At 71.6% G+C, this 26,224-nt stretch carries 30 protein-coding genes and 1 other RNA gene; 15 read left to right on the top strand and 16 right to left on the bottom strand.

What is annotated here, in order from left to right; translation table 11 throughout:
• Genes ACSSS0_RS01870 through ACSSS0_RS01850 form a run of 5 tightly spaced genes read left to right on the top strand, consistent with a single transcriptional unit; the run spans position 1 to position 4,236 of the window.
• Positions 1-891 carry a Nif3-like dinuclear metal center hexameric protein gene (locus tag ACSSS0_RS01870; protein WP_487229849.1) on the top strand — a complete coding sequence of 297 codons (891 nt, stop codon included), beginning with the start codon at positions 1-3 and terminating at the stop codon, positions 889-891.
• Positions 819-1,628 carry a zinc ribbon domain-containing protein gene (locus ACSSS0_RS01865; protein WP_487229848.1) on the top strand — a complete coding sequence of 270 codons (810 nt, stop codon included), beginning with the start codon at positions 819-821 and terminating at the stop codon, positions 1,626-1,628. Before ACSSS0_RS01870 ends, ACSSS0_RS01865 begins: the two co-directional genes overlap by 73 nt.
• Positions 1,625-2,620 (top strand): reverse transcriptase-like protein, encoded by a 996-nt coding sequence (locus ACSSS0_RS01860; RefSeq protein ID WP_487229847.1) that lies wholly within the window; start codon positions 1,625-1,627, stop codon positions 2,618-2,620. Before ACSSS0_RS01865 ends, ACSSS0_RS01860 begins: the two co-directional genes overlap by 4 nt.
• 24 nt (positions 2,621-2,644) lie before the next feature.
• Positions 2,645-3,058: a rhodanese-like domain-containing protein gene (locus ACSSS0_RS01855; RefSeq protein WP_487229846.1), complete on the top strand. Its 414-nt coding sequence runs from the start codon at positions 2,645-2,647 to the stop codon at positions 3,056-3,058.
• Entirely contained in the window at positions 3,055-4,236 is a 1,182-nt protein-coding gene (locus ACSSS0_RS01850; protein WP_487229845.1) for an O-succinylhomoserine sulfhydrylase, read from the top strand. Before ACSSS0_RS01855 ends, ACSSS0_RS01850 begins: the two co-directional genes overlap by 4 nt.
• A 100-nt stretch (positions 4,237-4,336) precedes the next feature.
• Here the strand turns inward: ACSSS0_RS01850 and ACSSS0_RS01845 are convergent, their stop codons facing one another.
• Together ACSSS0_RS01845 and ACSSS0_RS01840 are read right to left on the bottom strand one after the other, a co-directional pair.
• A complete protein-coding gene (locus ACSSS0_RS01845) occupies positions 4,337-5,428 on the bottom strand; it encodes an SLC13 family permease (protein WP_487229844.1) in 1,092 nt (363 codons plus the stop codon).
• Position 5,429: 1 nt separating this feature from the next.
• Positions 5,430-6,179, bottom strand: a complete 750-nt coding sequence (locus tag ACSSS0_RS01840) for a YaaA family protein (protein WP_487229843.1) — start codon at positions 6,177-6,179, stop codon at positions 5,430-5,432.
• Positions 6,180-6,318: 139 nt separating this feature from the next.
• On the opposite strand from ACSSS0_RS01840, the gene ACSSS0_RS01835 reads away from it, so the two are divergent.
• Positions 6,319-7,755, top strand: a complete 1,437-nt coding sequence (locus tag ACSSS0_RS01835) for an RNB domain-containing ribonuclease (RefSeq protein WP_487229842.1) — start codon at positions 6,319-6,321, stop codon at positions 7,753-7,755.
• Positions 7,756-7,838: 83 nt separating this feature from the next.
• On the top strand, positions 7,839-8,342 hold the full coding sequence (locus ACSSS0_RS01830) for a hypothetical protein (RefSeq protein ID WP_487229841.1): 504 nt from the start codon (positions 7,839-7,841) through the stop codon (positions 8,340-8,342).
• Positions 8,343-8,412: 70 nt separating this feature from the next.
• Here the strand turns inward: ACSSS0_RS01830 and ACSSS0_RS01825 are convergent, their stop codons facing one another.
• Entirely contained in the window at positions 8,413-9,207 is a 795-nt protein-coding gene (locus ACSSS0_RS01825) for a hypothetical protein (RefSeq protein ID WP_487229840.1), read from the bottom strand.
• Between the two features lie 185 nt (positions 9,208-9,392).
• Between ACSSS0_RS01825 and ACSSS0_RS01820 the strand changes: the two genes are divergently transcribed.
• From ACSSS0_RS01820 to ACSSS0_RS01810, 3 genes are all read left to right on the top strand, one after another.
• The gene (locus ACSSS0_RS01820) at positions 9,393-11,030 is read left to right on the top strand and encodes a peptide chain release factor 3 (RefSeq protein ID WP_487229839.1); all 1,638 of its coding nucleotides are present in this window, start codon (positions 9,393-9,395) and stop codon (positions 11,028-11,030) included.
• Between the two features lie 4 nt (positions 11,031-11,034).
• Positions 11,035-11,778 carry a polyamine aminopropyltransferase gene (locus ACSSS0_RS01815; RefSeq protein ID WP_487229838.1) on the top strand — a complete coding sequence of 248 codons (744 nt, stop codon included), beginning with the start codon at positions 11,035-11,037 and terminating at the stop codon, positions 11,776-11,778.
• Between the two features lie 74 nt (positions 11,779-11,852).
• The gene (locus ACSSS0_RS01810; protein WP_487229837.1) at positions 11,853-12,221 is read left to right on the top strand and encodes an STAS domain-containing protein; all 369 of its coding nucleotides are present in this window, start codon (positions 11,853-11,855) and stop codon (positions 12,219-12,221) included.
• A 35-nt stretch (positions 12,222-12,256) separates the two neighbouring features.
• Here the strand turns inward: ACSSS0_RS01810 and ACSSS0_RS01805 are convergent, their stop codons facing one another.
• Positions 12,257-12,655, bottom strand: coding sequence for an ATP-binding protein (locus tag ACSSS0_RS01805; RefSeq protein ID WP_487229836.1), 399 nt, complete (start codon positions 12,653-12,655; stop codon positions 12,257-12,259).
• A gap of 66 nt (positions 12,656-12,721) precedes the next feature.
• Here ACSSS0_RS01805 and ACSSS0_RS01800 point away from each other — a divergent pair, with 66 nt between their 5' ends.
• Positions 12,722-14,521 (top strand): PP2C family protein-serine/threonine phosphatase, encoded by a 1,800-nt coding sequence (locus ACSSS0_RS01800; RefSeq protein ID WP_487229835.1) that lies wholly within the window; start codon positions 12,722-12,724, stop codon positions 14,519-14,521.
• 92 nt (positions 14,522-14,613) lie between these two features.
• Positions 14,614-15,009, top strand: an RNA gene (gene rnpB, locus ACSSS0_RS01795) — RNase P RNA component class A.
• A 275-nt stretch (positions 15,010-15,284) separates the two neighbouring features.
• Here the strand turns inward: rnpB and ACSSS0_RS01790 are convergent.
• The 3 genes from ACSSS0_RS01790 to trxA form a co-directional block, all read right to left on the bottom strand.
• On the bottom strand, positions 15,285-15,551 hold the full coding sequence (locus tag ACSSS0_RS01790) for a metal-sensitive transcriptional regulator (RefSeq protein WP_435985616.1): 267 nt from the start codon (positions 15,549-15,551) through the stop codon (positions 15,285-15,287).
• Between the two features lie 88 nt (positions 15,552-15,639).
• Positions 15,640-16,038: a DUF302 domain-containing protein gene (locus ACSSS0_RS01785; protein ID WP_487229834.1), complete on the bottom strand. Its 399-nt coding sequence runs from the start codon at positions 16,036-16,038 to the stop codon at positions 15,640-15,642.
• Between the two features lie 70 nt (positions 16,039-16,108).
• Positions 16,109-16,480: a thioredoxin gene (gene trxA, locus ACSSS0_RS01780; protein ID WP_435985618.1), complete on the bottom strand. Its 372-nt coding sequence runs from the start codon at positions 16,478-16,480 to the stop codon at positions 16,109-16,111.
• Positions 16,481-16,695: 215 nt separating this feature from the next.
• On the opposite strand from trxA, the gene ACSSS0_RS01775 reads away from it, so the two are divergent.
• The 3 genes from ACSSS0_RS01775 (at position 16,696) to ACSSS0_RS01765 (ending at position 19,723) form a co-directional block, all read left to right on the top strand.
• Positions 16,696-18,495 (top strand): rhodanese-like domain-containing protein, encoded by a 1,800-nt coding sequence (locus ACSSS0_RS01775; protein WP_487229833.1) that lies wholly within the window; start codon positions 16,696-16,698, stop codon positions 18,493-18,495.
• Between the two features lie 80 nt (positions 18,496-18,575).
• Positions 18,576-18,752 carry a hypothetical protein gene (locus tag ACSSS0_RS01770; RefSeq protein WP_487229832.1) on the top strand — a complete coding sequence of 59 codons (177 nt, stop codon included), beginning with the start codon at positions 18,576-18,578 and terminating at the stop codon, positions 18,750-18,752.
• 161 nt (positions 18,753-18,913) lie between these two features.
• A complete protein-coding gene (locus tag ACSSS0_RS01765; RefSeq protein ID WP_487229831.1) occupies positions 18,914-19,723 on the top strand; it encodes a sulfite exporter TauE/SafE family protein in 810 nt (269 codons plus the stop codon).
• 170 nt (positions 19,724-19,893) lie between these two features.
• Here ACSSS0_RS01765 and ACSSS0_RS01760 read toward each other — a convergent pair whose 3' ends face one another.
• The 9 genes from ACSSS0_RS01760 to ACSSS0_RS01720 form a co-directional block, all read right to left on the bottom strand.
• On the bottom strand, positions 19,894-20,718 hold the full coding sequence (locus tag ACSSS0_RS01760) for a universal stress protein (protein WP_487229830.1): 825 nt from the start codon (positions 20,716-20,718) through the stop codon (positions 19,894-19,896).
• 532 nt (positions 20,719-21,250) lie between these two features.
• Positions 21,251-21,802 carry an ABC transporter substrate-binding protein gene (locus tag ACSSS0_RS01755; RefSeq protein ID WP_487229829.1) on the bottom strand — a complete coding sequence of 184 codons (552 nt, stop codon included), beginning with the start codon at positions 21,800-21,802 and terminating at the stop codon, positions 21,251-21,253.
• Positions 21,803-21,999: 197 nt separating this feature from the next.
• Complete coding sequence (locus tag ACSSS0_RS01750) at positions 22,000-22,308, bottom strand: phosphatase RsbU N-terminal domain-containing protein (RefSeq protein WP_487229828.1); 309 nt, start codon at positions 22,306-22,308, stop codon at positions 22,000-22,002.
• Positions 22,309-22,317: 9 nt separating this feature from the next.
• Positions 22,318-22,716 carry an STAS domain-containing protein gene (locus tag ACSSS0_RS01745; RefSeq protein WP_487229827.1) on the bottom strand — a complete coding sequence of 133 codons (399 nt, stop codon included), beginning with the start codon at positions 22,714-22,716 and terminating at the stop codon, positions 22,318-22,320.
• Entirely contained in the window at positions 22,713-23,450 is a 738-nt protein-coding gene (locus ACSSS0_RS01740; RefSeq protein WP_435985637.1) for an STAS domain-containing protein, read from the bottom strand. The genes ACSSS0_RS01745 and ACSSS0_RS01740 overlap by 4 nt, the downstream gene beginning before the upstream one ends.
• Before the next feature lie 166 nt (positions 23,451-23,616).
• Entirely contained in the window at positions 23,617-24,708 is a 1,092-nt protein-coding gene (locus tag ACSSS0_RS01735; protein WP_487229826.1) for a sigma-70 family RNA polymerase sigma factor, read from the bottom strand.
• 301 nt (positions 24,709-25,009) lie between these two features.
• Positions 25,010-25,132, bottom strand: a complete 123-nt coding sequence (locus tag ACSSS0_RS01730; RefSeq protein WP_435985639.1) for a hypothetical protein — start codon at positions 25,130-25,132, stop codon at positions 25,010-25,012.
• Positions 25,133-25,302: 170 nt separating this feature from the next.
• On the bottom strand, positions 25,303-25,848 hold the full coding sequence (locus tag ACSSS0_RS01725; protein ID WP_487229825.1) for a DinB family protein: 546 nt from the start codon (positions 25,846-25,848) through the stop codon (positions 25,303-25,305).
• Positions 25,849-25,924: 76 nt separating this feature from the next.
• The gene (locus ACSSS0_RS01720) at positions 25,925-26,137 is read right to left on the bottom strand and encodes a hypothetical protein (protein ID WP_487229824.1); all 213 of its coding nucleotides are present in this window, start codon (positions 26,135-26,137) and stop codon (positions 25,925-25,927) included.
• Between the last annotated feature and the right edge of the window lie 87 nt (positions 26,138-26,224).

Genomic DNA, 26,224 nt, shown 5'->3' with positions numbered 1-26,224 from the left:
GTGGACGACATCGCCCCCGCCCTCAGCCTCCGTGACGTCGTCGCGGCGCTCGAGTCGCTCTACCCCCTCGAGAGCGCGGCCGACTGGGACCGCGTCGGCCTCGTGACGGGTGACCTCGACCAGCCCGTACGCCGCATCCTCTTCGCCCTCGACCCGACCCTCGCCGTCATCGACGAGGCGCGGGCGTGGGGCGCCGACCTGCTCGTGACGCACCACCCGCTGCTGCTCCGCGGCATCCACTCCGTCGCGACCTCGTCGGCCAAGGGCGCCTCCGTGACGGCGCTCGTCCGCGCCGGCGTCGCGCTCTGGGTGGGCCACACGAACGCCGACGTCGCCGACCCCGGGGTCTCGACGGTGCTCGCCGACGCCCTGGGGCTCGTCGACCAGCGCCCACTGTCGACCGAGGGTGGGTACGCGATCGGTCGGGTCGGCGCGCTGACCTCGCCCGTGACGCTGGCGGAGTTCGCCGACCACGTCGCCGCGGCCCTGCCCGCCACCGCCGGCGGCACCCGGGTCAGCGGCGACCCCGATGGCCTGGTCTCCACCGTCGCCGTGATGGGCGGGTCCGGTGACGACCGCTTCGACGACGTCCGCGCGAGCGGCGCCGACGTCTACGTGACGGCGGACCTCCGACACCACCCGGTGCTCGAGGCGCGCGAGGAGGCGCGGGGCGGTACGCCCTACCTCGTCGACGCGGGCCACTGGGCGACGGAGTCGCTGTGGCTCGCCAGCGCCCGCGACCGTCTGCTGACGGCGCTGGAGCAGGTGCCCGGAGCGACTAGGGTCGAGTCCAGAGTCTCAGCCATCCGCACCGAGCCGTGGACGTTCGTCGTCGGTGCGAACGCCGCGCGGGCCGACCGTGCGGCTCCCTCACCCGGAGGTGTGCCCTGAAAGCCGACCCGTCCCGCCAGTGGCGCCTGCTCGACCTGCAGGCGATCGACACGCGTCTCGACCAGATCACGCACGCGAAGGCGACGCTGCCGCAGACCCCTGCGCTCGAGGCGGCCCGGCGCGAGCTGGGTGCTCTCGAGACCGAGATCGTCAACGCCCGGACGGCCGCGGGCGACGTCCAGCGCGAGCTGACGAAGTCCGACCAGGACGTCCAGCTCGTCCGCGACCGCGCGGCGCGCAACCAGGCGCGTCTCGACGCCGGCCAGGGCAGCGCCAAGGACCTCCAGGCCCTCCAGCACGAGCTGACGTCGCTCGCGCGGCGCCAGGCCGAGCTCGAGGACGTCGAGCTCGAGGTCATGGAGCGGTCCGAGTCGCTCACGGCACGGGTCGCCGAGCTCGAGGCCCAGCGGGTCGAGCTCGCCGCACGCGTGGAGACCCTCGAGTCCGAGCGCACCGCCGCCATGACGACGCTCGATGCCGAGGCCGAGCAGGTCGGCTCCGGACGGGCCGACATCGTCGCGGGTGTCGGCGACGAGCTCATCGCCCTCTACGAGAAGATCCGCGCCAGCAGCGGTGGCATGGCCGCCGCCGAGCTGCGCCACCGCCGCTGCGGCGGCTGCCGGCTCGAGCTGGGCAACGTCGACCTCGCCCGCATCCGCAACGCTCCGGAGGACGAGGTCGTGCGCTGCGAGGAGTGCCGCCGGATCATGATCCGCACGGGCGAGTCCGGTCTGTGACCGCTGCGTCTCGCGGATCGGGACGCCGGCTCGTCGTCGAGGCCGACGGCGGCTCACGGGGCAACCCGGGGGTGGCCGGCTACGGTGCGCTCGTCCGTGACCCCGAGACCGGCCGGGTGCTCGTCGAGCTCGCCGAGCCGCTCGGCAAGGCCAGCAACAACGTTGCCGAGTACTCCGGTCTGCTCGCCGGCCTGCGCGCCGTGCTCGACCTCGACCCGGGGGCGTCGGTCCGCGTCAAGATGGACTCCAAGCTCGTCGTCGAGCAGATGTCCGGGCGCTGGAAGATCAAGCACGAGGACATGCGCCGGCTCGCGCTCGAGGCGCGCGACCTGTGCGCCGAGATCTCCGAGGCCGGTGGCAGCGTCGACTTCGAGTGGATCCCGCGCGAGAAGAACAAGGACGCCGACGCCCTGAGCAACGACGCGATGGACGGCAAGAGCGTGCACCGGGTCCTCACGGACGAGGCTGACGGAGCCGATACGTCGGCCGGCGCGGATTCCGTTGCAGCGCAGAAAATCTCCGAGACAACCTCGCCGCAGCCGGCGTCCCGACCGCTCCGCCTGCTGCTCGTCCAGGCACCCCACGACGGAGCGGCGGCGCCCCGCATCGTCACGGCGGTCCGACGCCTCGTCGGCCCCGGCACCCGTGTCGTCGGCGCCGACGACGACCTCGCTGCCCGGGTGGCGGCCGACCTCGCCGCGGCGCTCGACGTCGAGGCCACGACGACGGGGGACTGGTCCGGCCAGGCACCCGGCGAGGGAGCCGACGAGAGGGTGCGGACGGCATACCACTCGCTCGCCGCGACCGGCGGCACCGTCGTCGCGGTGACGAGCCGCAGGGGCGTGCTCTCGGTGCTCAGCGACGTGCTCGGCACGCCTGTCGGGCGCTTCTGGGCCCTGGCGACCGCGGCCGGCAGCCTCACCGCCGTGGAGGTCTGGGAGGACGGGTCCGCGTCGGTGGCTTTCACCAATCGGACCGACCATCTCGCCTGACGGACGCTGTGCGATATTCGGGGCATGAGCTATGCCGGTGACGTGACCCCCGAGCAGGCCTGGACGGTCCTGCGCGACGAGCCCGGTGCGGCGCTCGTCGACGTGCGCACGAGGGCGGAGTGGTCCTACGTCGGACTGCCCGACCTCGGCGAGATCGGCAAGGACGTCGTCCTCGTCGAGTGGCAGACCTACCCCGACGGCGCGGTCAACGAGCGGTTCACCGCCGAGCTCGAGGCCGCCGGGGTCCCCAAGGACGCTCCGGTCTACTTCCTCTGCCGCTCCGGGGTGCGCTCCGTCGCCGCGGCCGAGGCCGCCACGCGTGGCGGGTGGGTCCGGTCGCACAACGTCGTCGAGGGCTTCGAGGGACCGCACGACGAGCAGCGCCACCGCGCGGTCTCCGGCTGGAAGGTCGCGGGACTGCCGTGGGTGCAGGGATGAGCGACGCAAGCCAGCCGTGGCGTCCCGACACCCTCGCGGTGCGGGGAGGCTTGTCCCGCAGTGGTTTCGAGGAGACCTCCGAGGCGCTCTACCTGACGTCCGGCTTCGTCTACGACACCGCGGAGGACGCCGAGGCGGCCTTCAAGGGTGACGTCGACCGCTTCGTCTACTCCCGCTACGGCAACCCGACCGTGGCGATGTTCGAGGAGCGGCTCCGGCAGATCGAGGGCGCCGAGGCGTGCTTCGCCACCGGCTCGGGCATGTCCGCCGTCTTCGTCGCGCTGGCGGCCCTCCTCGGCCAGGGCGACCGTGTCGTCTCGTCCCGGGCCCTCTTCGGCTCGTGCTTCGTCATCCTCGACGAGATCCTGCCGCGCTGGGGCGTCGAGACCGTCTTCGTCGACGGCGCCGACCTCGACCAGTGGCGCGAGGCGCTCTCCGAGCCCACCACCGCGGTCTTCTTCGAGACGCCGAGCAACCCGATGCAGGAGCTCGTGGACATCGCTGCCGTGACCGAGCTCGCCCACGCCGCGGGAGCGAAGGTCGTCGTCGACAACGTCTTCGGCACGCCGGTCTTCTCCAAGCCGCTCGACCTCGGCGCCGACATCATCGTCTACTCCGCGACGAAGCACATCGACGGCCAGGGCCGCACCCTCGGCGGCGCCGTGCTCGGGCCCAAGGAGTTCATCGACGGGCCGGTGCAGAACCTCATGCGCCACACGGGGCCGTCGATGTCGCCCTTCAACGCGTGGGTGCTCGTCAAGGGTCTCGAGACGATGTCGCTGCGCGTCGAGCGGATGGCCGACAGCGCCCTCGAGGTGGCGCGCTTCCTCGAGACGCACCCGAGCGTCAAGCGCGTCGTGCACCCGTTCCTCGAGTCGCACCCACAGCACGACCTCGCCAAGCGCCAGATGCTCGCCGGCGGCACCGTCGTCACGTTCGAGCTCGACGGGGGCAAGGACGAGGCGTTCGCCCTCATGAACGCCCTGCAGGTCATCGACATCTCCAACAACCTCGGTGACTCCAAGTCGCTCATCACGCACCCGGCGACGACGACGCACCGCCGCCTGACACCCGAGGCGCGGGCATCGGTCGGCATCACCGACGGCGTGCTGCGGGTCTCGATCGGCCTCGAGGACGTCCGCGACCTCGTCGACGACCTCCGCCGCGCGCTCGGCTGAACCGACGTCCGCACACCTTGCGGTCAGTCGCGCGCCGCGTACGGCGTGCATCCGGCTCCGGGGTGTGCGGCTGACGGCATCGTGCATGCCGTGGGCCGGGTCAGGTGGTGGCGGCGAGGGCCAGCGTGGCGGTGGCCACCACGGTGACGGCGCAGAGGGCACCGGTGCGCGCGATGCGCCCCACGTCCACGGTGAGGTCGGCGGAGCGGCAGCGCGAGGCCCAGAGCAGCGTCGCGACCGAGCCCCACATCGTGATGATGGGGCCGGCGTTGACGCCGATGAGCAGGGCCGCGAGGCGCGCCGGGGAGTCGGCCACCGTCGGCTCGAGCGCCAGGTAGGCCGGCAGGTTGTTGATGCCGTTGGAGGTCAGCATGCCGATGCCGCTGACGCGGAAGAGGTCTCCCGTGCCGGTGCCGTGCCCGACGACGGTGCGCAGCCACGCCTCCAGCCCGAGGCGCAGCGCGGCGTCGATGACGAGGAAGAGGATGCAGATGCCCATGACCGTGAGCCACGGCATCTTGATCCGGCGCAGCAGCTCGGGTGCCCGCCAGTAGGTCGCCGCGAGCAGGACGAGGGCGGCCGGCACGGACGCCAGGGCGGGCTGGATCCCGACGACGAACGCCGGGGCGAGGAGGACGCACACACCGCCGGCGACGAGCATGAGCACCCGGTCGTGCGGCTCGGCGCGCGGCGGCGTGTCGTAGGTGCTGCGGAGGTCGCGTCGGTGCAGCAGCCAGAGCACGGCGACGGTGGCGATGATCGCGACGACGGCCGGCACGGCCATGAGCCTGATGTAGCCGGGGCTGCCGACGCCGAGCACGGCGAACGGGTGCAGGGCCAGCAGGTTGGTCAGGTTGGACACGGGCAGCAGCAGCGACGCCGTGTTGGCCAGCCAGAGCGTCGTCATGGCGAACGGCAGTGGCGGGGCGCCGACCTGACGAGCCACCGTGATGGCCACGGGCGTCAGCAGCACGGCCGTCGTGTCGAGGCTGAGCACGATGGTGCACACCACCGCGAGCCCGACGATGAGCAGCCACAGCACGAGCACCCGGCCCTTGGCGACGCGCGCGGCGTGGTGGGCCAGGACGTCGAAGAGCCCCGACAGGTCGCAGATCTCGGCGACGAGGGTGATGGCGACGAGGAAGACGAGGATCGGGGCCACGCGCTCGACGAGCAGCCCGAGGTCGAGCACCTCAGGCCCTCGGCGTCGTGGCCAGCTGCCACGGTCGTCCCGGGCGCGGCGGTGGCGTCAGCTCGACGTCGAAGCGCTCCGAGAGGCGCTCGGCCAGGGCCTGCGGTGTGCGCGGCGCCTCGGCCTGCACGAGCTCGCGCGAGACGAGTCCGCGGGTGTGCTTGGCCATGTGCGAGGCGCCGGGGACCGTGACGTGCACCCACCGCTCGGCGCGCTCGCCCGTGGGACGCCACACGGCGGCATACGTGCTCGACCGGCAGTCGACGACGAGCTCGCGGGGCTTCACCGCGGCGTCGAGGGCCGTCGGCAGCTCCTTGCGCCACTCGTGCGACACGTAGCCGATGCCCGGGAGGGTGCTGCAGATGTTGACGCGGTAGGCCGGCACGCGGTCACCGAGGCGCAGCGCGCCGAAGAGAGCAGACACGACGACGACCCAGCGGTTGGCGCGGCGCTTGGAGGCCGCGTCGAGCGAGTCGACGTCGAGGGCCTGGTAGAGGACTCCGGTGTAGACGTGGGCGGCCGTCGCCGTCGGAGCGGTGCGCAGGACGGTGTTGCCCTTGAGGTCGGCGACGAGGTTGGGGTTGATCTCGAGGACGCGGGCCGCGTCGGGCTCGCCGCTCAACCGCTCCACCGTCTCGACGAGCGACTCGCGCAGGGGCGTCAGCTCGGGGAAGGAGAGGCTGCCGAGGTCGAGCGACCGCCCCCGCCGGGGTCTGGTCTTGCCCTCGGACGGGGGGAGCAGGATGAGCACGGGGGTCAGCCTAGGCAAACCGGACAGGGATGTCTCATCCCTGCGCGTGTCGCGGACGACGAGCAGCGGTCCGACCGACGGGCGGGAGAGCGGGGTGCCGGGACCGCCCGGAGCGGGTCGTGATGCGTAGGGTGACGCCATGGCCCAGCGACACATCGTCTTCCGCCCGGCGACGCAGCCCGGCGACGTGGCACGGCAGCTCACGGCCCGCTTCGAGGCGGTGCGCCGCGAGTTCGAGGTGCCCGACCGGTTCCCGCCGGAGGTGCTGGCCGAGGCGGCAGCGGCCGCCGGCGCCGCGCCCCTGCCGGAGCGGGACGAGACGGCCATCCCCTTCATCACCATCGACCCCCCGACGTCGATGGACCTCGACCAGGCCATGTCGATCGAGCGCAGCGGCGACGGCTACCGCGTGCGCTACGCCATCGCGGACGTGCCGGCCTTCGTCCGTGCCGGTGGGGCCGTCGACGGCGAGGCCCGCCGCCGCGGCCAGACGGTCTACTGCCCCGACGAGCGCATCCAGCTGCACCCCACCGAGCTGAGCGAGGGTGCGGCCAGCCTGCTGCCCGACCAGGTGCGGCCCGCCTTCGTCTGGGACATGACGCTCGCCGCCGACGGCGAGGGCACCGCGGTCGAGGTCTACCGCGCGATGGTCCGCAGCGTCCGTCGCTACGACTACGAGCAGGTGCAGAAGCAGGTCGACGCCGGCACCGCCGAGGAGTGTCTCGTCCTGCTCAAGGAGGTCGGCGAGAAGCGTGTCGTGCTCGAGCGCAAGCGGGGCGGTGCGACCCTGCCGATGCCCGAGCAGGAGGTCGAGGAGGACGAGGACGGCAGCTTCCGGATCTCGTTCCGCCCGCTGCTCGCTGCCGAGGACTGGAACGCCCAGATCTCGCTGCTCACCGGGATGGGCGGTGCCGACCTCATGCTCCGGGGCAAGGTCGGCATCCTGCGCACCATGCCGGCACCGGACCCGCGGGACCTGGCGCGCTTCCGGCGGCAGGCCGCGGCGGCCGGTGTCGACTGGCCGAAGGACCTGACGTACGGCGAGCTGCTGCGCACGCTCGACCACAGCAACCCGCGACACCTCGCGCTCATCCACGAGGCGACGTCGCTCTTCCGAGGCGCCGGCTACACGCCCTTCGACGGTGACGTCCCCGCGCAGCCGGCGCACGCGGCGGTCGCCAACCCGTACGCCCACGTCACGGCCCCGCTGCGGCGCCTCGTCGACCGCTTCGGGCTCGTCGTGTGCGAGGCCCTCTCGGCGGGTCAGGACGTGCCCGGCTGGGCGCGCGAGGCGCTGCCGACGCTGCCCGAGATCATGGCGACCTCCGACCGGCGCACCAACGGTGTCGAGCGTGCCTGTACCGATGCCGTCGAGGCCGCCGAGCTGCACCCCTGGGTCGGGCGCACGGTGCAGGGCGTCGTCGTCGACGAGAACGACAAGGGCGTCGTCGTCCAGCTCATCGACCTCGCCGTCGTGGCGAAGGCCAGCGGGTCCGCCAAGGCCGGCGAGACGGTGACCCTGCGGGTGGACGCCGCCGACGTCGGCACGGGCACGATCGCGCTGTCGGTCGCCTGACCCCACGCGGCCGAGCGCGAGGGACGCTGCCGAAAACCGCTGGCACCGCGCCGACGTGCGCTCCTAGCCTCGAGGGCGTGCGGGTGAGCTTCGTGAGGACCGGCGAGCGTCGCTACGAGGTGCGCGTGGAGCGAGACCTCGCGACGGACCTCGTCATGAGCCCGGCCCCTGGCTGGAGCGACCTCGCCCCGCACGACCTCGTCCACCTCGTCGTCGAGCACCGCTTCGGCCTGCGCGACGGCATCTTCGGCCAGATCGCCGCGGGCGGCAACGGGGGCACCTTCGTGCCCACCCAGGAGCCGCGCACGAAGGCGTGGGCCCGTCGCGTCGCGCGCCGGAACCAGTCCCGGGGCACGCAGATCGGGCGGTCGGAGCAGCTCGCCGCAGCCGTCTACCCGGCCTGGCTGCGACACCGCGGCATGACCCCGGACGTCCACCACGATCGGGGGGCAGAGGGAGCGGCGGACCTCGGAGCCCGCGAGCTCGGCGAGGTGTTCACCGACCTCGACCGGCTCTCGGCCCAGTGGTCCGGGCTCGCGGTCGGGGAGTCCGTCGACGTCGACTGGCCCTGGCCCGAGCGACGCTGACCGACCACGACGACGTATGCCGTCACACCCGACGGGCGCGACGGCATACGCCAGGAGGTGGCTCGGACGCTCAGGGAGCCGTGACGGGGGCGCTCGGGGTGCTCGCGCCCGGGTCGGGCGCGGCCGGCGTCGTCGGCGGCGTCGGGTCGGCCGACCCCGTCGCCCCACCCGGGGTCGCCGGGGTGGTGGGGGTCGCCTGGGTCGTCGCGGACGGGGTCCCCGTGGAGGTCGCCTGACCGGGCGTGGACCCGGCGGGCGCCGTCGTCGCGCCGGTCGCGGGCGCGGTGGGCGCCGTGTCGACCGCGCCGGTGTCGGTGGAGGTGCCGTCGCCGGCGGTGTCGCGCGCGGTGCCGCCGGAGGTGCCGCCGGGGCTGTCGACCACGGCGCCCGCGCTGGTGCGGCCGCCGAGGTCCGTGCCGGTCACCTGGGCGCCGGTCGCCAGCTGGAGGCCGGTGAGGAAGGCCGCGGCGATGGCGAAGACGGCACCCGTCGTGACGAGCACGCGTCGCGTCGTCGCCCGGTCGGGACGTCGCCACCACGTCTCGCGCACGACCTCCACGTCCACGCCGTCGGGCCCGCGGCGCGATCGCACGAGCACGACGGCCTCCTTGGCGCGGGCCATGGAGTTCGTGTAGAGGCTGGCCGCGATCGCCGAGATGATGCTGAGCACCGCGGCGCCGGCGATCGTGCCGACGACGCCGAGCCGGGAGCCGAGGGCCGCGGCCGTGGCAGCCGCCATCGAGCCGCCGAGCAGCTGGGTCAGGGAGAGATCGAGCAGCTTCGCTCTGGGCCGTGCGCCAGGCTCCGCATCGGGGGCGGATCCGGGTCGGGTGTCGGGCAGGTCGTCGGTCAGCGGTTGCGTCATGGTCCTGGGGTCGGTTGCGATCGTCATCTCCCATGCACGACGAACGACGTCACCGGATCGTTGACGCGACCGGCGAGGTGTGACTCGGGTCACCTCGCGTCACGTCGTCGTCGGGCCCGGTGGGCGGTGCCGATTCGGGCGATCAGGCCCGACGGTGACAGACTCGGGGCGATCACTGGAGGACCATGGACGCCACCGCACTGCACGACCGCGACCTCGCGGGCAGCCGAGACCCCGACGGCGCGGACCACCACGGGGGAGCGGTCGCCGAGGAGGCGGCCCGACGCCGCACCTTCGCCGTCATCTCGCACCCCGACGCCGGCAAGTCGACCCTGACCGAGGCGCTGGCCCTGCACGCGCGCGCCATCGGCGAGGCCGGTGCCGTGCACGGCAAGGGCAACCGGCGCGGCGTCGTCTCCGACTGGATGGAGATGGAGAAGGACCGCGGCATCTCGATCACCTCTGCCGTGCTCCAGTTCGCCTACGACGGCACCGTCATCAACCTGCTCGACACCCCCGGCCACGCCGACTTCTCCGAGGACACCTACCGGGTGCTCGCCGCCGTCGACGCCGCCGTCATGCTCGTCGACGCCGCCAAGGGCATCGAGCCCCAGACGTTCAAGCTCTTCGAGGTCTGCCGGGCCCGCGGCGTGCCCGTGATCACCGTCGTCAACAAGTGGGACCGGCCCGGGCTCGACGCGCTCGCGATCATGGACGAGCTGACGACCCGGATCGACCTGCACCCGATGCCGCTCACCTGGCCGGTCGGCGTCGCCGGGGACTTCCACGGCGTGCTCGACTGCGCGACGGGCGACTTCGTCCAGTTCACGCGGACGCCCGGCGGTGCCACCGAGGCCATCACCACCCGGATGAGCGCCGAGGAGGCCGAGCGGCTGCTCGGCTCCGTCTGGACCGACGCGGTGGAGGGGTACGACCTGCTCCGCTCCTCGGGCCACGACCTCGACCTCGAGCTGTTCCTCTCGGGCGCGGCCTCGCCCGTGCTCTTCGGCTCGGCCGTCCTCAACTTCGGCGTACGCCAGCTGCTCGACACGCTCGTGACGCTCGCCCCAGCGCCGGGTGCGCGGCCCGACCGCTCCGGCGACCCCCGGGCCGTGTCGGCGCCCTTCTCGGGCTTCGTCTTCAAGATCCAGGCCGGCATGGACAAGGCGCACCGCGACCGGCTCGCGTTCGTCCGGGTCTGCTCGGGCCGGTTCACCCGCGGGATGGTCGTGACGCACGCCGACACGGGCCGCCCCTTCGCGACGAAGTACGCGCAGAGCGTCTTCGGCCGCGACCGGTCGACGCTCGACGAGGCCTTCCCCGGCGACGTCATCGGCCTCGTCAACGCCAACGCCCTCCGGGTCGGCGACACCCTCTTCGCCGACGAGAAGGTCGCCTTCCCGCGCATCCCGCTCTTCGCCCCCGAGCACTTCGCCGTCGCGCGGGCGGCCGTCACCGGCAAGCAGAAGCAGTTCCGCAAGGGCATCGAGCAGCTCGGCGAGGAGGGCGTCGTGCAGGTGCTGCACTCCGACCGGCGCGGTGCGCAGGCGCCGGTGCTCGCGGCCGTCGGGCCGATGCAGTTCGACGTCGCCAAGCACCGGATGGAGCACGAGTTCGGCTCGCCGATCCGGCTCGAGCCGCTCGGCTACTCGGTAGCGCGGGCCGTCACGGCCGCCGCGATGCCGATCGTCGACAGCCGCCCCGGCGCGGAGTCGCTGACGCGCGAGGACGGGCTGCACATCGCGGTCTTCGCCGACAAGTGGCGCCTCGCGTCCGTCGAGAAGGACCTGCCGGCCGGCTCACTCACCCCGATCTTCGGCTGACGTCGTGAGCCGGCGCTTCGAGGAGATCGACTGGCAGCAGACGCCGATGGGCGAGATCAGCCTCCGCCGCCGGCTCGAGCCGTCGCTGCTCGTCGACGTCTACGAGGTGAAGCTCGGCGAGGAGTTCCTCATGTCGAGCCTCTTCACGGTCGCCGAGGTGGAGCTGGCCCGTCTCGGGCTCGCAGCTGTCGAGGGGGACGGCTCGGGCGCGGGGCTCGACGTCGTCGTCGGCGGCCTCGGCCTCGGCTACACCGCGGTCGCGGCGCTCGAGGACGACCGGGTGCGCACCCTGACCGTCGTCGAGGCGCTCGCACCTGTCGTCTCCTGGCACGAACGGCAGCTGCTCCCGGACACTGCGGTCCTCACCGTCGACGCGAGGACCACCGTGCTCGAGGGTGACTTCTTCGCCCTGGCGCGCGAGGGACACGGTTTCGGTGACGCGCCGGACCTGCTCCACGCGGTGCTGCTCGACATCGACCACACCCCGCACCACGTCCTCCACCCCAGCCATGCCGACCTCTACAGCCGGGAGGGGCTCTCGCGGCTCGCGGCCACCCTGCACCCCGGCGGCGTCTTCGCGCTGTGGTCGGACGACCCGCCCGAGGACGCCTTCACGGCCCTGCTGGCAGAGGTCTTCGCCGACGTCGCGGCGCACGAGGTGTCCTTCGCGAACCCGCTCACCGGGGGCACGTCGTCCAACGGTGTCTACGTCGCGACCACTGCGGTCGGCGGCCGGCCCACCGACTGAGCCGCATCTGGTCACACACCACCCGAAGTCGTCCTAACGTAGGGCCGAGGACTCCGACGTCCACAGGAGGTTCGATGAGCGTCACGGTCTCGGTCAACGGCGCCGTCACCACCGCCCGGCTCGCGGGGGAGATCGACACGTACACCGTGCCGGACGTCCGGGCGGCGTTCGAGAAGCTGACCCTCGCGCCGGTCGCAACGGTCGTCGTGGACCTGCGCGACGTCACGTTCCTCGACTCGTCGGGCCTCGGGGCGATCATCGGGCTCTACCACCGCGTCGTGGCCGCGAACGCCCGGCTCCAGCTCGTCTGCGGCGACCTGACCCTGCGTCTGGTCAGGCTCATGCACCTCGACCAGGTCATCGACGTCGTCGAGGCGGCGGACGCCGATGCGGCCGCCGGTGAGCCGGCGGACCCGGCACGGGCCGACGCGGACCGTTCCTGACGGTCCCGACCGTCCGGCACTCCGGGTCCCCTCGGTCAGGACGCCAGGCTGAGGTGCACGCCGATGCGCGTACGCGTCGGGCGGGCCTCGATGGTCAGCCGGTCGCTCAGCCGCTGCGCGATCCACAGCCCCCGGCCGCTCGTCGCGTGATCGTCGAGCGCGAGGACCTCGGGCACCGACCCGGTGCCGTCGTCGTCCTCGACGGTGAAGACGAGCGAGTCGGCCGTCTCGTCGATGAGCAGGACCCCGTGACCGCCGCCGTGGACGATGCTGTTGACCGCGATCTCGTGGACCGCGAGGACGGCGTTGTCGGCCCGGTCGGGGATGCGCTCGCCCGCGATGGCCCGCACGACGTCGCGCACATGACGGAGGTCGTCAGGACCGAACTCGACACGGCCGAGCTCGCGTCCCCTGGCCACCCCTTGACCCGTCACCTCTGCATGCTCCCACTTCTGCGGCATCCGTGGGTGCCCAAGCCCATCGGCTGTCAGGATGACCCCATGAACGCGCCATGGCAGAGCCCGGCCGCGAGCCGTGCGTCGGTCCCTCCGCGACTGGCGTCGTTGGCGGGCGTCGCAGCGCAGGTCGCGGCGGCCACGACGCTCGACGAGCTCACCGAGACCATCACCGAGACCGCCTCGAAGGCCATGGGTGCCTCACGGGCCGTGCTCGCTGTGCAGGACGGCCCCTCGAGGCTGCGCACCATCGCCACGCACGGGCTGACCCCGTCGGAGGCCCGTCAGTGGGCCAGCCTCGAGCTCGACGACAGCTCCCCGCTCACCGATGCCTTCCGGACCACCGAGATCGTGTCGGTCGCGGGCCGGGCCCAGCTCCGCGAGCGCTACCCGGACCTCGACGACGGCACGGAGCGGTCGTCGGTGACGCTCCCCCTCATCTCGCGGGCCGACGGTTCCGCGATCGGCGCCGTGGGGTTCCGGTTCGACGGACCCGTCGGCCCGGTCGACCCGGAGCTCGTCTGGGTCCTGGGCGTGCTCACCGACATGTGCGCGCAGACCCTGCTGCGCCTGCGGGCCGAGGCCCAGAGCGCGTCTCGCGCGGCGCAGCTCGAGTTCCTCGCCGACGCGTCCCAGGCGCTCGCCACCTCCCTCGACTATCGGCAGACCCTTCGGCAGGTAGCCTCGCTCGCCGTGCCGACGCACGCCGACTGGTGCTCGGTCCAGATGGTCGACGACGGGGTCCTGCGGACCCTTGCCGTCGCCCACGTCGACCCGGACAAGGTGCAGCTCGCCAAGGAGCTCGAGACCCGCTGGCCCTCCGACCCCGACCGCCCCGGGGGAGCCGCCCAGGTGGCGCGCACCGGGCAGAGCCTGCTCATCGAGAACGTCACCGACGAGATGCTCGTCGCGGCGGCTCGGGACGAGGAGCACCTGCGGGTCGCGCGCGAGCTCGGTCTGCGCAGCGCCATGACGGTGCCGCTCAAGGCCAAGGACCGGGTGCTCGGGGTGCTGACCTTCGTCGCGGCCGAGTCCGGTCGCCGCTACACGCACGACGACGTCGCCTTCGCCGAGGACCTCGCCCGGCGGGCCGGGCTGGCCATCGACAACGCCGACCTCTACTCGCAGACGCGCCGCGTCGCGTCGGTGCTCCAGGCGACGCTCCTGCCCCAGGACCTCCCCGAGATCCCCGGCTGGCAGATCGGCACGGTCTACCGCCAGGCCGGCCGCACCGACGTCGGCGGCGACTACTACGACGTGAGCGGACTCGACGGCGGCCGCGTCGCCGTCGTGCTCGGCGACGTCATGGGGCGCGGTGTCGACGCGGCCGTCGCGGGATCCCGTATGCGTTCTGCCGCAAGGGTGCTCGCGACCCAGGACCCAGAGCCCGATGCACTCGCAGGCGCGATGGACCGCTTCATGGCGACGGAGCCGCCGACCCAGATGGCGTCGTCGGTCTACCTGCTCTTCGAGCCCGAGCGCGACGACCTCGCCGTCGTCGTCGCCGGACACCCGCCACCGCTGCTCGTCCAGGGCGGTCGCACCCGCTTCGTCACCGAGGACGGCTCGCCGGTCCACGGCCTCGGTGAGGTCCCCCGGGCCTCCGCCCGGGTGCCTTTCGCCGTGGGGGACATGCTCCTGCTCTACACCGACGGCCTCGTCGAGCGGCGCGGCGAGAGCATCGACATCGGGCTCAAGCGCCTGCAGGCCGCCGCCGAGGAGCTGCTCACCGGGGCCGACGACGACACCGACCTCGACGAGGTCCTCGACGAGCTGGCCGAGGCGGTCTCCGACCCCGACCGGCACGACGACGTGGCCGTGCTCGCGTTCCGCCGCGTCGTCTGAGCGGGCCACCGGTGCGCGTCGGCGCCGGGGGAGCGGCTCGCCGGCGGGCGCGGACGCAGCGGACGGCATACGCCCCTATGCTGGTGCGCGGATGAGTCGGCCAGGCGGTCGCGTCAGGGCCTCGGCCCTGCCGAGGAACGTCCGGGCTCCACAGGGCAGGGTGGTGGCCAACAGCCACCCGGGGTGACCCGCGGGACAGTGCCACAGAGAACAGACCGCCGACGGCTTCGGCAGCCGGTAAGGGTGAAACGGTGGTGTAAGAGACCACCAGCGCTCCAGGTGACTGGAGCGGCTAGGTAAACCCCACCCGGAGCAAGTCCAGACAGCACACGATCGACGCCTCCGGGCGTCGGGAAGACCGGCCCGGTCGAGTGTGCGGGTAGGACGCTCGAGCCGGCCAGCAATGGTCGGCCTAGATGGATGGCCGTCGCCACGTCACCGGTAACGGGGGCGCGGAACAGAACCCGGCGTATCGGCCGACTCATCCACTTTCAGGCCTCTGACCTGCGGTGATGTGTTCGGTCGTCCCCCTTTGGTCCGCATGGGTCCACACGATTTTGGAGGACTCCGTCGAGGGCGGCCCTCGTTCGCTCGTCGTTGTCGCGCCTGAGTGCTCCTCCCGTTCGTCACCGCTACCGCCGGCGCGGGGCGCCTGCGCATGAGGATCAGTACTTCGGGCCATCTCGTGAGTGCCAATCCCGAATCACGTGGTGTGGCCGCGACGGCAGGTCATCGGACACGGCCTACCCTCGGGCCGCCGCTCTCAGGCCAGGCTCAGGAAGAGCTTCTCGAGGACGGCCTGGTCCTCGTCCTGCAGGCCCTCGGGGGAGGTGATGCACTCGCGCAGGTTGGTCGAGATGATGGCGAAGCCGGCCCGGTCGAGGGCCTTGTTGACGGCAGCGAGCTGGGTGATGATGTCCCGGCAGTCACGGCCCTCCTCGATGAGGCGGATCACGCCGCCGATCTGGCCCTGGGCTCGCTTGAGCCGGTTGATGACCGGCGTCATCTCCTCGGCGGGGGGTGTGACCATGAGTGGACCTCTCCTGTGTTGGACGGCGCCCTCCAGGGCGCTGCGGGTGTGGTGGTGTGCTCGGCGCGATCTCGGCAGGTCGCCGCGGTCAGGCAGGACGGCCGAGCGCTTCGAGCGCGCGGCTGAGACGCTCGCGTGCGTCGGCGGCGACATCGGCGAGCTGGTCGTTGCCCGTGAGCTCGACCATCGTGGCCGGGTCCATCGCCTCGACGATGGTGCGCCCTGCCCCGATCGCGCGGACGACGACGTTGCACGGCAGCAGGACTCCGATGGAGGGCTCGGCCCGGAGTGCGGCATGAGCCAGTGGTGGCCTGCAGGCGCCGAGGATCACCTGGGGCGCGATGTCCATGTCGAGCTTCGCCTTGAGGGTCGCCGCCATGTCGATCTCGGTGAGGATCCCGAAGCCCACCTCGGCCAGCTGGGCACGGGTCGCGGTGAGTGTCGCGTCGAAGTCGGCGTCGACCGTGGTCGTGAGCGTGTAGTCCATGTTCTCTCCTGGGGTGGTTGATGACGGGCGAGCGGGGGAGGGGGCGCGCCTGTGACGGCCCGGTCCAGACTCAGACGTCGGCCGTCTGCGACGCGGCGACCTTGGCCCGGACGTCGTCCATGTCGAGGTCGCGGACTGCCGTGATGACCTGCTCCAGGGCGGCGGCGGGCAGGGCGCCGGGCTGGCTGAAGACGAGGATGCCGTCCCGGAAGGCCATGAGGGTCGGGATCGAGGTGATCCCCGCAGCGGCGCTGAGCTGCTGCTCGGCCTCGGTGTCGATCTTGCCGAAGACGATGTCGGGGTGCTTCTCGGACGAAGCCTCGTAGACGGGTGCGAACATGCGGCACGGTCCGCACCAGGCGGCCCAGAAGTCGACGAGGGTGATCCCCTCGCGGGTGATCGTCGACTCGAAGTCAGCGGCGGTCAGGTTCTGCGTGGACATTGGATCTCCTTGTGTGGGAACGGTACGACTGGATAAGGTTATACCCACCGGGGTATAACCGACCGGCGTAAGAGATCATTCCCGCCTGAGCGGCGCATACGGGCAGGGGTATGTGTGCGGCGCGCCGGCCGGTTCGACGAAACGCCCTGTCGCGGGTTACGGTTCTGTCCGTGAGATACCCCCATGGGTATCAATTCCCTACCTCAGGAGCGAGAATGACCACCAGTGCCAGCATCGACGAGCTCGCTGCCGCCGCGGCTGACGGTGCCGCCGTCGTCGACGTGCGGGAGCCGGGTGAGTACGTGGGCGGGCACGTGCCCGGCGCCGTGCTGATGCCGATGGGTCAGCTGCCGTCACGGCTCGGCGAGCTCGACCGGCACCGCCCCGTCTACGTCATCTGTGCCAGCGGCAACCGCAGCCGCGCCATGAGTGACTACCTCGCGTGCGCCGGCTTCGACGCCCGGTCCGTCGACGGCGGGACGGCGGCCTGGGCCGCGGCGGGGCGCCCGATCGTGGGCGGCGCCAAGGCCTCCACCTGCCACCTGCCACCTGCCACCTGCCACCTGCCGCGCCGGCCTGGCCCGGCGCCGCACCTGACCGCATACCGGTCCGTTCCCGAAAGGACCCGCTGCATGGCGACCATCATCCCCATCGACACCCCGACGCTCGGTGACCGCAGCTACCTCGCCCATGACGGGCAGGTCGCCATCGTCATCGACCCCCAGCGCGACATCGACCGCGTCCTCGACCTCGCGAAGGACGCCGGCGTCTCGATCACCCACGTCTTCGAGACGCACATCCACAACGACTACGTCACCGGCGGCTACGCCCTGGCCCAGGCCACCGGTGCTGCCTACCACGTCAACGCTGCCGACGAGGTCTCCTACGACCGCGTCTCCGTCAGCGACGGCGACGTCCTCGAGGTCTCACCCGCACTGCGGATCCGGGTCATCGCCACCCCCGGGCACACCTACACCCACCTCTCCTACGCCCTCGACGCCGCGGACGAGGCGACGGGGACGCTCGAGCCGGTCGGGGTGTTTACCGGCGGTTCGCTGCTCTTCGGCGCGACCGGCCGACCCGACCTCCTCGGGCACGAGCACACCCACGACCTCGTCCACCACCAGTACGCCTCGGCCCACCGGCTGGTCGACGAGCTGCCCGAGCACACCCACGTGCTGCCCACCCACGGCTTCGGCAGCTTCTGCTCCGCGGGCTCCACCGGCGACACGACCGCCTCCACGATCGGCCGGGAGAAGACGGCCAACCCGGCCCTGACCCAGGACGAGGAGCAGTGGGTCGCAGACACGCTCGCCGGACTGGATGCGTACCCCGCCTACTATGCCCACATGGCCCCGGCCAACAGTGCCGGCCCACACGCGGCCGACCTGTCGGCCCCGGCGCGTGCCGACAAGGCCGTGCTGGCCCGCCGCATCACGGAGGGCGAGTGGGTCGTCGACCTGCGCACCAGGACGGCGTATGCCGCCGGGCACGTCACGGGCACGCTGAACTTCGGCGTCGACGGCCAGTTCGCCACCTACCTCGGCTGGCTCATCCCGTGGGGCACCCCTCTGACTCTGCTGGGGGACAGCCCCGAACAGGTCGCCGAGGCCCAGCGCGAGCTCGTCCGCATCGGCATCGACCACCTCGAGGGCGCCGCCACCGGCACCCCTGAGGACTGGACCGACTCCCCGCTCGGCTCCTTCGAGCGCGCGACGTTCGCCGACCTCGCGCAGGTGCGACACCACCGCCGCGTCGCGGTCCTCGACGTCCGCCGTGCCTCGGAGTTCACCGAGTCGCACATCGACGACGCCGTCAACATCCCACTGCACGAGCTCCTCGAGCGCCTCGACGAGACTCCCGCAGGCGAGGTCTGGGTGCACTGCGCCGGCGGCTACCGCGCCTCCATCGCCGCATCCGTCCTCGCCGCCCACGGGCACCACGTCGTCGCCGTCGACGACAGCTACGGGGAGCGCGCAGAAGCGGCCGGTCTGCCGCTGACCGCGGCCGCCTGACGCGCCGCCGAACTCTCACCACACCTCATCACCAAAACCCACCCACCGCCGAACACCGACGGTAGACAAGGAGATCCATCATGTGTCGTCCCGCCACCTGCAGGACCTGCGGCAAGACCACCTGGGCCGGATGCGGCCAGCACGTCGACCAGGTCATGCGCAACGTTCCCGCCGGCCAGCGCTGCCTCGGCCACGTCTCTGCCTCCTCGGAGGGCAGCGGGGGCGGCTTCCTCAGCCGCATCTTCGGCGGCCGCTGAGCCGCGCGGTCGGCGGCGGGTCGCTCGCCTTCGGCCCCATCACCGCCCACCCGGTCTGTGCCCGGGCGGGTCCAGCCCGGGAGTCCGCCCCCACGGACCTCCCGGATCCGATCCCGAGCCCGACGTCCCCCATCACCAGTAGCTCGAAGGAGCTCCATCTCATGTCCCTGCTGGCCATACCGCTCGGCGTGCTGATCGGTCTCGCCCTCGGGGCTCTGGGCGGAGGCGGCTCCATCCTCACCGTCCCAGCCCTGGTCTATGTCCTCGACCAGGACCCGCGTGACGCGACGACCAGCTCGCTCATCATCGTGGGGATCACCTCGCTCATCGCGCTCGTACCGCACGCCCGGGCCGGCCGCGTCAGGTTCGCGCAAGGGCTGCTCTTCGGTGCCCTCGGCACCGCAGGCGCGTTCGCGGGCACAGCCCTCTCACGGTCCGTGGCCCCCAACACCCTGCTGCTCGCGTTCGCAGCCCTCATGCTCCTCGTCGCAGCGCTCATGCTTCGTCGTGTCCTCGACCCCGCTGAGCGGTCGACACCGCTGGACCCGACGGTCGAGCCGATGATCACGCTTCACCCGTTCAGCTGCGCCTGCCCACGCGTCGCCAAGGTCGTCGTGACTGCCACCCTCGTCGGTCTGCTGACCGGGTTCTTCGGTGTCGGAGGGGGATTCGCGCTCGTACCGGCCCTCGTCCTGGCCCTCGGCTTCCCCATGCCCACCGCGGTCGGCACCTCGCTGCTCGTCATCGCCGTCAACAGCGCCACCGCGCTGACCGCGCGCGTCACCCACACGAGCAGCAACCTCGACTGGGCGCTCATCGCGACGTTCACGGCCGCCGCCGTCGTCGGCAGCCTCATCGGAGGGCGCATCGCGTCCCGGGCCAACCCGCGACACCTCACCATCGCCTTCGCCGTCCTGCTCGTCTGCGTCGCCCTGTACACCGCCGCGCGCAGCCTCTCCCTCCTCGGCTGACACCAGCCACCGGAACGCCGGGCGCGGTGGCCGATCCGTCGCGCCCTCCCTCGGAACCCGCACGCCTCCCGGCGCGCGGAACGGCAAGGGAACCAGCCAGGCGCCCGTGCCTCGGGCAACGGCCAGTCCGCGTGGCTCGCGTCCAGCCCCAGGACTCCGCCGCGGAGGAGTCAGTGGTCGCCGCTCTCCTCAGGCGCACGGGCGATGAGCACGGAGCACGGAGCATGGTGGATGACGGCGTGCGCGGTGGATCCGAGGACGGTACGACGGAGCCCACCGATGCCTCGTGTGCCCATCACGACCAGGTCGGGGCCGTCAGCGGCAATGGTGTCGAGGATCGTCGCCCGGACGTCGAAGGTCGCCGTGTGGGGCAGTGCCGCCAGCAGCCGGGTGCCGGAGAGCGTGACCCCGCGGGTCTCGAGGAGTCGCACAGCCTGCTCCACCCCCCGCTCGACGTCCGCGTGCTCCTCGCTGACGCCCAGGACCGTGACCTCGGTCGTGTCGATCCACGGGAGGCTGGCGAGAGTCTCTGCCGCCCGCTGGGCGTGGACCGAGCCGTCGACGCAGAGCAGCACCTGTCGGCTGGGGCGTGCCGATCGCACGATGACCAGTGGCGTGAGAGGGCGATGCGCCGAGATCAGCCATTCAGCCGTGCTACCGATGAACAGGTGCTTCAGCCGTCCCGTGCCACGGGGTCCGATGGCCATCAGCGCCGCGTCGCTGAACGAGTCCAGGACGAGCCGAGGGTCGGCCTCCGCCATCAGGTGCTCCACCGGCGTCGCGCCGTCGGCGAACAGACGTCGCGGTGCTGGCGGGTCCCAGGGGTGTGGGGATGACCGCTCAGGGCCGACCGAGGCTGTCAGAGGGATCCGCTTCGCCGTGACCACGGAGATGCGCCACCCCGGCCAAGGGTGGTTGTTGATCCACAACCAGACGACATCGGCGGCCGCTGATCCGTCGTCGCCGAAGACCAGGTGCCGGCTCTCGGTGTTCATGCGTGGCCCTTCCTTCGACGGTCTTCGGGATGCGACCCAGCAGCACGTGCTCGCCCACGGGGCTGATCCCGAGGACCGCGCCGACCCTGGGAACCCGGCACCAGGTGCCCTCGAGCGGCCGGGGGAGACCCCCTTCAGGAACTATGCCCCGTCTGGGTCGGGGGTGTCTCGTGATCCCCTGAGACGGGCCTCCGCGGGCGGCACCCGTCGCGACGCCGTGGAGGCGGGACGTGTCGGGCAAGGAGGTGTCGCGCGGACGCGAAACCCTCTGGCGGTGATCAAGAGGTGCGGTGCCACGCGCACCGATGGCCGGTCGGACCCGTGGACCAGTTCCGCGAGCTGATCTGGGCGCCGAAGAACCGGCACCTCCTGCTGCGCCTCTTCGACTGACACGGCGCAGCGACAAGCGCCGAGGCACCGATGCGGTCGTGCAGGAAAGCAGCCGGGGCGGAGGGGGCGTCGGCCCGTGACGGACCGGCGCCCCCTCCTCGGGTGAGATCAGACCCGTGGGTTGCAGCGGGGCGAGCAGCCGTCAGAGGCCGAGCAGGCGGTTCAGCAAGGTGGCGAGCCCGTTGACACCGCTGCCGTCGAGCAGCCCGGTGATGGCGCAGAGCAGGTTGCCAAGCAGGTTGCCGGCGCCGGTTGCACCGGTGATGTTCAGCACGACCTGGTTGAGGTCCACGACGAGTCCGAGGACGTCGAGGTGCAGCGGTCCGAGAACGAGGTTGAGGATGTCGCAGGAGCCCGCCGCCGTCGCGCCGGCCACTGTGGTCGTGACGGTCTGGGTGACGGGCACGACCGCCCCCGTCAGGGTCGTGAGCGTGCCGGTGACGACGCCGGTCACCGCGAGCTGCCCGTTCTGGTTGGTGAACGCCGTCGGCGTGAACGAGCCGGCGAACGTGCCGACCCCGGCGATGACCTGGTTGATCGTCGATGTCGCCGTGGTCCGAGGCGTGCTGGCTGCCGGGGCGGCCGACGGAGCAGCGGACGGTGCCGCGGACGCGGTGGCAGCGGGCATGAGGCCCAGCGCAGCGGTCGTGGCCAACGTTGCTCCGGCGGCGCACAGCTTGGTGGTCAGCTTCATGGGTGTGACTCCTTGATCGGTCTGCTTACCGGCCTCGTGGGCCGTCGGTCACACCTGAAGAGTCCGTCGCCGTCATGGCATGACGCGGGGTCGGGTCGACGGCATGCGTCCTGATGCACGGCCCCCGGCGTCGTGACCCTCCGAATCTCGGGGACTGCCACGTCATGCCATCACCCCCAAGGCGTCCGGGGCGCGGCTCAGGGGTCGAGCACGCTCCGGTTGGTCATGTCGTATGCCGCGAGCACCTCGAGCAGCAGCTCACCCGCCGTCTCGAAGATCTCGTGGTGGTCCGCGGCGCGTGTCTCGTCCAACAGCTCGAGGCTCGAGTCGTGGTGCACCCGACAGACATCGAGGAGGCTGATGCCTCCGGTGAAGGCTCGGCGCCCCAGGTCGTAGGCCGCCTCCCTGGCAGCCTCGTCGCGACGGGGGAGGAAGCGACGGAGGGTCAGGCTGTAGTTCTGTCTGAAGTCCTCCTGGCTGATGTGGTCCCTCGCCTGTCCGGGCATCGTGATCCGTCAAGCCTCGGATGCGTCAGGAGCCGAACGGTTCGACCCGTGCTCGGCGAGAAGCGCGAGGCCCTCCTCGAGGTCCAGCGCGGTCGGGACGGCGCCGGTGCCCATGCCGAGGCGGACCATGGTGAAGGCCACCTCCGGCTGGATGCCGACGAGGACGGTCACCGCCCCTCGAAGGCGCGCCATCTCCGCGATCCGCCGCAGGGTGAGAGCAGCGAAGGAGTCGATGACGTCCAGGGCCGCGACGTCGATGATGACGCCGCGGGAGCGGTGTTCACCGATCTGGTCGACGAGGTCGTGCTCGAACCTGATGAGCTCGGAGTCGTTCAGGGCAGTGTGCACCGACGCGATCAGGGTCGATCCCTGCCGCATGATGGAGACGAGCGCCGGTCCGCCGTTCACGAGCTGGTGCTGACCTCCTTCCGGGTCACGGTGTAGCCGAGGAGCCGCTCGGCCTCCTCGAGACCCCCTTGCAGGTCACCGATGGTGTTCATCTTGCTGAGGTCCACCCCGATGGTGACGAGGGTCTGCGCGATCTTGGGGGAGAGACCCGTGATGATGACGCTCGCGCCCATCAGGCGTGACGCGTCGACGGTCTGCACGAGGTGGTTCGCCACCGACTCGTCGACGTCGGGGGAGCCGGTGATGTCGATGACGACGACCTTCGCGCGGTGCTTGCGGATGCCGGAGAGGAGCTGCTCTGTGAGCTGTCGCGCGCGTTCGCTGTCCAGCACGCCGATGATCGGCAGGATCAGGAGCCTCTCCCGGACGGGAAGCACCGGGGTGGACAGCTCACGGATGGCGTCCTGCTGCTGGCGGATGACGCGCTCGCGTTCGTCGACGAAGCTGACGGCGACCGTGTTGGCGATGCGGTTGGCCGCGGGCTCGTAGGCGTCGAGCACCTCGTTGAGCATGGAGAAGTCCCGCTGGTACTTCTCGAAGAGTGACCGGGCGAGGACGTCGCGGAGGAGCAGCACGATGCCGACGACCTCATGGGTCTCGACGCCTCGCGGGATGATGCGCTCCGAGAGGTCCCGTGCATAGTGCTGCAGAGCTTCGACGTTGCCGGTCTCGAGCACCTCGACGTAGTTGTCGTAGACCGACGTGGTCTCGGCCGCCATCTCCTGGGGCGTCATGGCAGTCAGCAGGTGCGCTTGCTGGATGCGCTGCGACCACTCCTCCTGAAGGCGGGTCCGATGCTCTCGAAGGTGGGCCACCAGCTGCGACAGGAGGTGACCGCCGGGGCCGGAGTGCGCGGAGTCGTGATCAGGATGGGGTACGGGCTGCATCTGCCGTCGCTCCTCAGGTCGGTCGTTCATGGTCGGTCCTCTCCCACTTGGTCATCGTCACGGTGGTGCCGTGACCGGGCTCGCTCGCGATGGCGAACTCGTCCATCAGTCGCCTCACCCCGGGAAGGCCGAGACCCAGCCCTCCGTAGGTGCTGAAGCCGTCGCCCAGCGCTCGGTCGATGTCTGCGATGCCGGGACCGCCGTCGCGCGCGACGATCTGGATCCCGCGCATCGGCCCCTCGAGCAGCTCGACGACGATCTCTCCGGCGCCTGCGAAACGGACGATGTTGCGGCACACCTCCGAGACGGCCGTCGCGATCACCGTCAGCTCGGTGGTGCCGAAGTCCAGACGGGAAGCCATCTCGCGGGCAGCCCGGCGGGCCGACACGATGTCGGCGTCTGTGCTCACGGCGACGCGCAGACAGTCGTCGCGTTGCTGGCCGCGATCGAGCAGCGGCTGGCTCAGCCGGGCACACGGCTCGCACTCGAGAAGGTGCTGGGCTGCCCGAACCTCACGCTGACGCCGTTGGTCGCCGCTGCTCAGGGCGATCAGGACCGGGCGACAGCGATCGGTCGGTGGGTCGACGTGCTCGAGCGCCAGCAGGTACTCGACGCGCAGCCGTGCCCTGGTTCGGTTGAGCTGCGCGGCCACCGCACCGGCACTCGTGCCGTGGCGAGCGGCCAGGGCGTGCGTGTCGGTCCCGTCGACCTCGTGGTCGAGCAGCGCCCGCCGTTCCCGCTCGTCGAGCCGAGCCAGAGCCGTGGCCATCGCCGACTGCTCCTCCTCGAGAACCACCTGCCTCTCAGGTGGCTCCGGGGCGCTGAGGTCGACGAGCCGGTGCTGGTTGCGGCGCTTGCGGTCGATGTCCCGCCACAGCGTGGAGACGACGTTCCGGGCCGTCACGATCGCGTAGGGCTCGAGCATGCCGGGCTCGATCGTCGAGGCTGCGGAGAGGACTCGGGTCAGCGTCTCCTGCACGAGGTCCTCGGCCGACGGGTGGGAGCCCACCCTGGCGTACACGATCCGACGCACCATGGGAATGAGGTCCGCGACGTCCTCGGCGGTGTGGCCCGCGCCGGTCCCGGAACGCTCGGGCGCGCTCATGGGGTGACCGTGCCCGACCGGCGCTCGTCATGCGGTCCGGTCGGTGGCGTCGTCAGACAGAGACCGGTCGTACACGACGGTCGGCTGCCACCAGGAACGGACATGACGCTGCTCACGATTCTGACCCCGCTCGGGGGACTCGTTCTCCTTCTGTCGCTGGGGCGTCTGGAGACGTGGCTCGACGGCGAGGTGCCCGGGCGCCCACGCACATCGTCAACGCGCATCCGCCCGATCGCCGGCGGTGCGGCTCGCTGCGCACGCCGTCCATGCCGCCACACTCGGAGGCCGGGTGTCTGCCGCACTACCCACGAGTCTGGGGGGCCACCCTGCCGGTGTCGGTGGCGATGACACGCTCCTCGAACCACTGCAGCGTCAGCAGCAGGCCGAAACCCAGCACGGGGGCACTCAGGGCCAAGGCGATCACGGCGACTCCTAGCATCGGGATGTGGTGAGAATGCGTCGCCCCGCCGAACGCATCACGCTGGTCCTTACCTACCCCGATCCACCTGAGTGGGCACACGTACTCGGTATCCGGCACATCGTCCTTCCTTCTCCTCCGCCATCCCTCGGGGACGCGTCCCGCCACCCTGGCCACTACCCGCCGAGCGTGAGCTGCCGGCGATGGTGGTCGTAGTGCAGGACGGGGTAGGCGTAGACGGCAGCCACCGTCATGCGTCGCTGGAAGTACGGGTCCCAGCTCGTCGGGAACCGCATCCCGCGACCGAGCACCTCTTCGGGCTCCTGCATGAGGCTTACGACCAGGCGGTCGACGGTGTGGGCGCACAGGCGTCCCATCCGGGTGTGGTCGAAAACGAGTGCACCCCCGCATGAGCCCGCGTAGTTCACCCAGTGGAAAGGCGCCCGGCCCGCCTCGAGCACGGCGGCGAAGCCGCGGTCGACCCAGTCCGGGGCCACGGACATGAGTCGTACGAGCGGGAGCAGGCGGCGCACGACGAGAAAGCCGAACACCATGTGGAACAGCAGCTGCTCGTTCGTCCACCTGGTGCCGCTACTGGGCCCACGCAGCTCCGCGCGGGTGGCGGTGTCGAGGAGCACGAGCAGGTCGGCACGACACCGGTCCAGATCAGCCGCGATGGCATCGCGGTCGACGGGACCCGCGGCTCCGTCCCGGGGCCTCATCGCCACATTCCACCCACCACGGGCGGTTCCCGTCGAGACGATGGGCCCTGGCGCGGCGGCACGGCATACGCCCTCGTCAGCCGACGCGCTGCCGCGTCGATGGCCAGGCCATCGGGGTGGTGGGGAGATGGAGGGCGGCGTCGATCTCCTGAGGGGAGAGATGGTGAGGATGCTCGGAGGCGGTGACGATGACGTCGAGCAGCAGCTCGATCTCGTCACGCAGCCGGCCGTCCTCGAGGGGCGGGGGTTCTCGGCGGGACCGGGTGCGATCAACCGGTTGTCGGCTCATGGCTTCTCCTGGAGGGGTGGTCGAGGGCGCACGTGTGGACTGGCCGCCCTCGGCGAATCACATGGTGTCCGGTGTGGCCCCACCAGC

Source organism: Terrabacter sp. R4-6, assembly GCF_057529065.1.
Note: the sequence above shows the minus strand (reverse complement) of the source record. Positions and strands in the feature narration are given on the sequence as shown.

Coding starts and splice junctions, on each gene's coding strand:
- ACSSS0_RS01855 (WP_487229846.1), top strand. CDS start 2,645: ATGAGCTATGCCGGTGACGTGACCCCCGAGCAGGCCTGGACGGTCCTG.
- ACSSS0_RS01850 (WP_487229845.1), top strand. CDS start 3,055: ATGAGCGACGCAAGCCAGCCGTGGCGTCCCGACACCCTCGCGGTGCGG.
- ACSSS0_RS01835 (WP_487229842.1), top strand. CDS start 6,319: ATGGCCCAGCGACACATCGTCTTCCGCCCGGCGACGCAGCCCGGCGAC.
- ACSSS0_RS01825 (WP_487229840.1), bottom strand. CDS start 9,207: ATGACGCAACCGCTGACCGACGACCTGCCCGACACCCGACCCGGATCC.
- ACSSS0_RS01820 (WP_487229839.1), top strand. CDS start 9,393: ATGGACGCCACCGCACTGCACGACCGCGACCTCGCGGGCAGCCGAGAC.
- ACSSS0_RS01810 (WP_487229837.1), top strand. CDS start 11,853: ATGAGCGTCACGGTCTCGGTCAACGGCGCCGTCACCACCGCCCGGCTC.
- ACSSS0_RS01800 (WP_487229835.1), top strand. CDS start 12,722: ATGAACGCGCCATGGCAGAGCCCGGCCGCGAGCCGTGCGTCGGTCCCT.
- ACSSS0_RS01790 (WP_435985616.1), bottom strand. CDS start 15,551: ATGGTCACACCCCCCGCCGAGGAGATGACGCCGGTCATCAACCGGCTC.
- ACSSS0_RS01785 (WP_487229834.1), bottom strand. CDS start 16,038: ATGGACTACACGCTCACGACCACGGTCGACGCCGACTTCGACGCGACA.
- trxA (WP_435985618.1), bottom strand. CDS start 16,480: ATGTCCACGCAGAACCTGACCGCCGCTGACTTCGAGTCGACGATCACC.
- ACSSS0_RS01775 (WP_487229833.1), top strand. CDS start 16,696: ATGACCACCAGTGCCAGCATCGACGAGCTCGCTGCCGCCGCGGCTGAC.
- ACSSS0_RS01770 (WP_487229832.1), top strand. CDS start 18,576: ATGTGTCGTCCCGCCACCTGCAGGACCTGCGGCAAGACCACCTGGGCC.
- ACSSS0_RS01765 (WP_487229831.1), top strand. CDS start 18,914: ATGTCCCTGCTGGCCATACCGCTCGGCGTGCTGATCGGTCTCGCCCTC.
- ACSSS0_RS01760 (WP_487229830.1), bottom strand. CDS start 20,718: ATGAACACCGAGAGCCGGCACCTGGTCTTCGGCGACGACGGATCAGCG.
- ACSSS0_RS01755 (WP_487229829.1), bottom strand. CDS start 21,802: ATGAAGCTGACCACCAAGCTGTGCGCCGCCGGAGCAACGTTGGCCACG.
- ACSSS0_RS01750 (WP_487229828.1), bottom strand. CDS start 22,308: ATGCCCGGACAGGCGAGGGACCACATCAGCCAGGAGGACTTCAGACAG.
- ACSSS0_RS01740 (WP_435985637.1), bottom strand. CDS start 23,450: ATGACGCCCCAGGAGATGGCGGCCGAGACCACGTCGGTCTACGACAAC.
- ACSSS0_RS01735 (WP_487229826.1), bottom strand. CDS start 24,708: ATGAGCGCGCCCGAGCGTTCCGGGACCGGCGCGGGCCACACCGCCGAG.
- ACSSS0_RS01725 (WP_487229825.1), bottom strand. CDS start 25,848: ATGAGGCCCCGGGACGGAGCCGCGGGTCCCGTCGACCGCGATGCCATC.
- ACSSS0_RS01720 (WP_487229824.1), bottom strand. CDS start 26,137: ATGAGCCGACAACCGGTTGATCGCACCCGGTCCCGCCGAGAACCCCCG.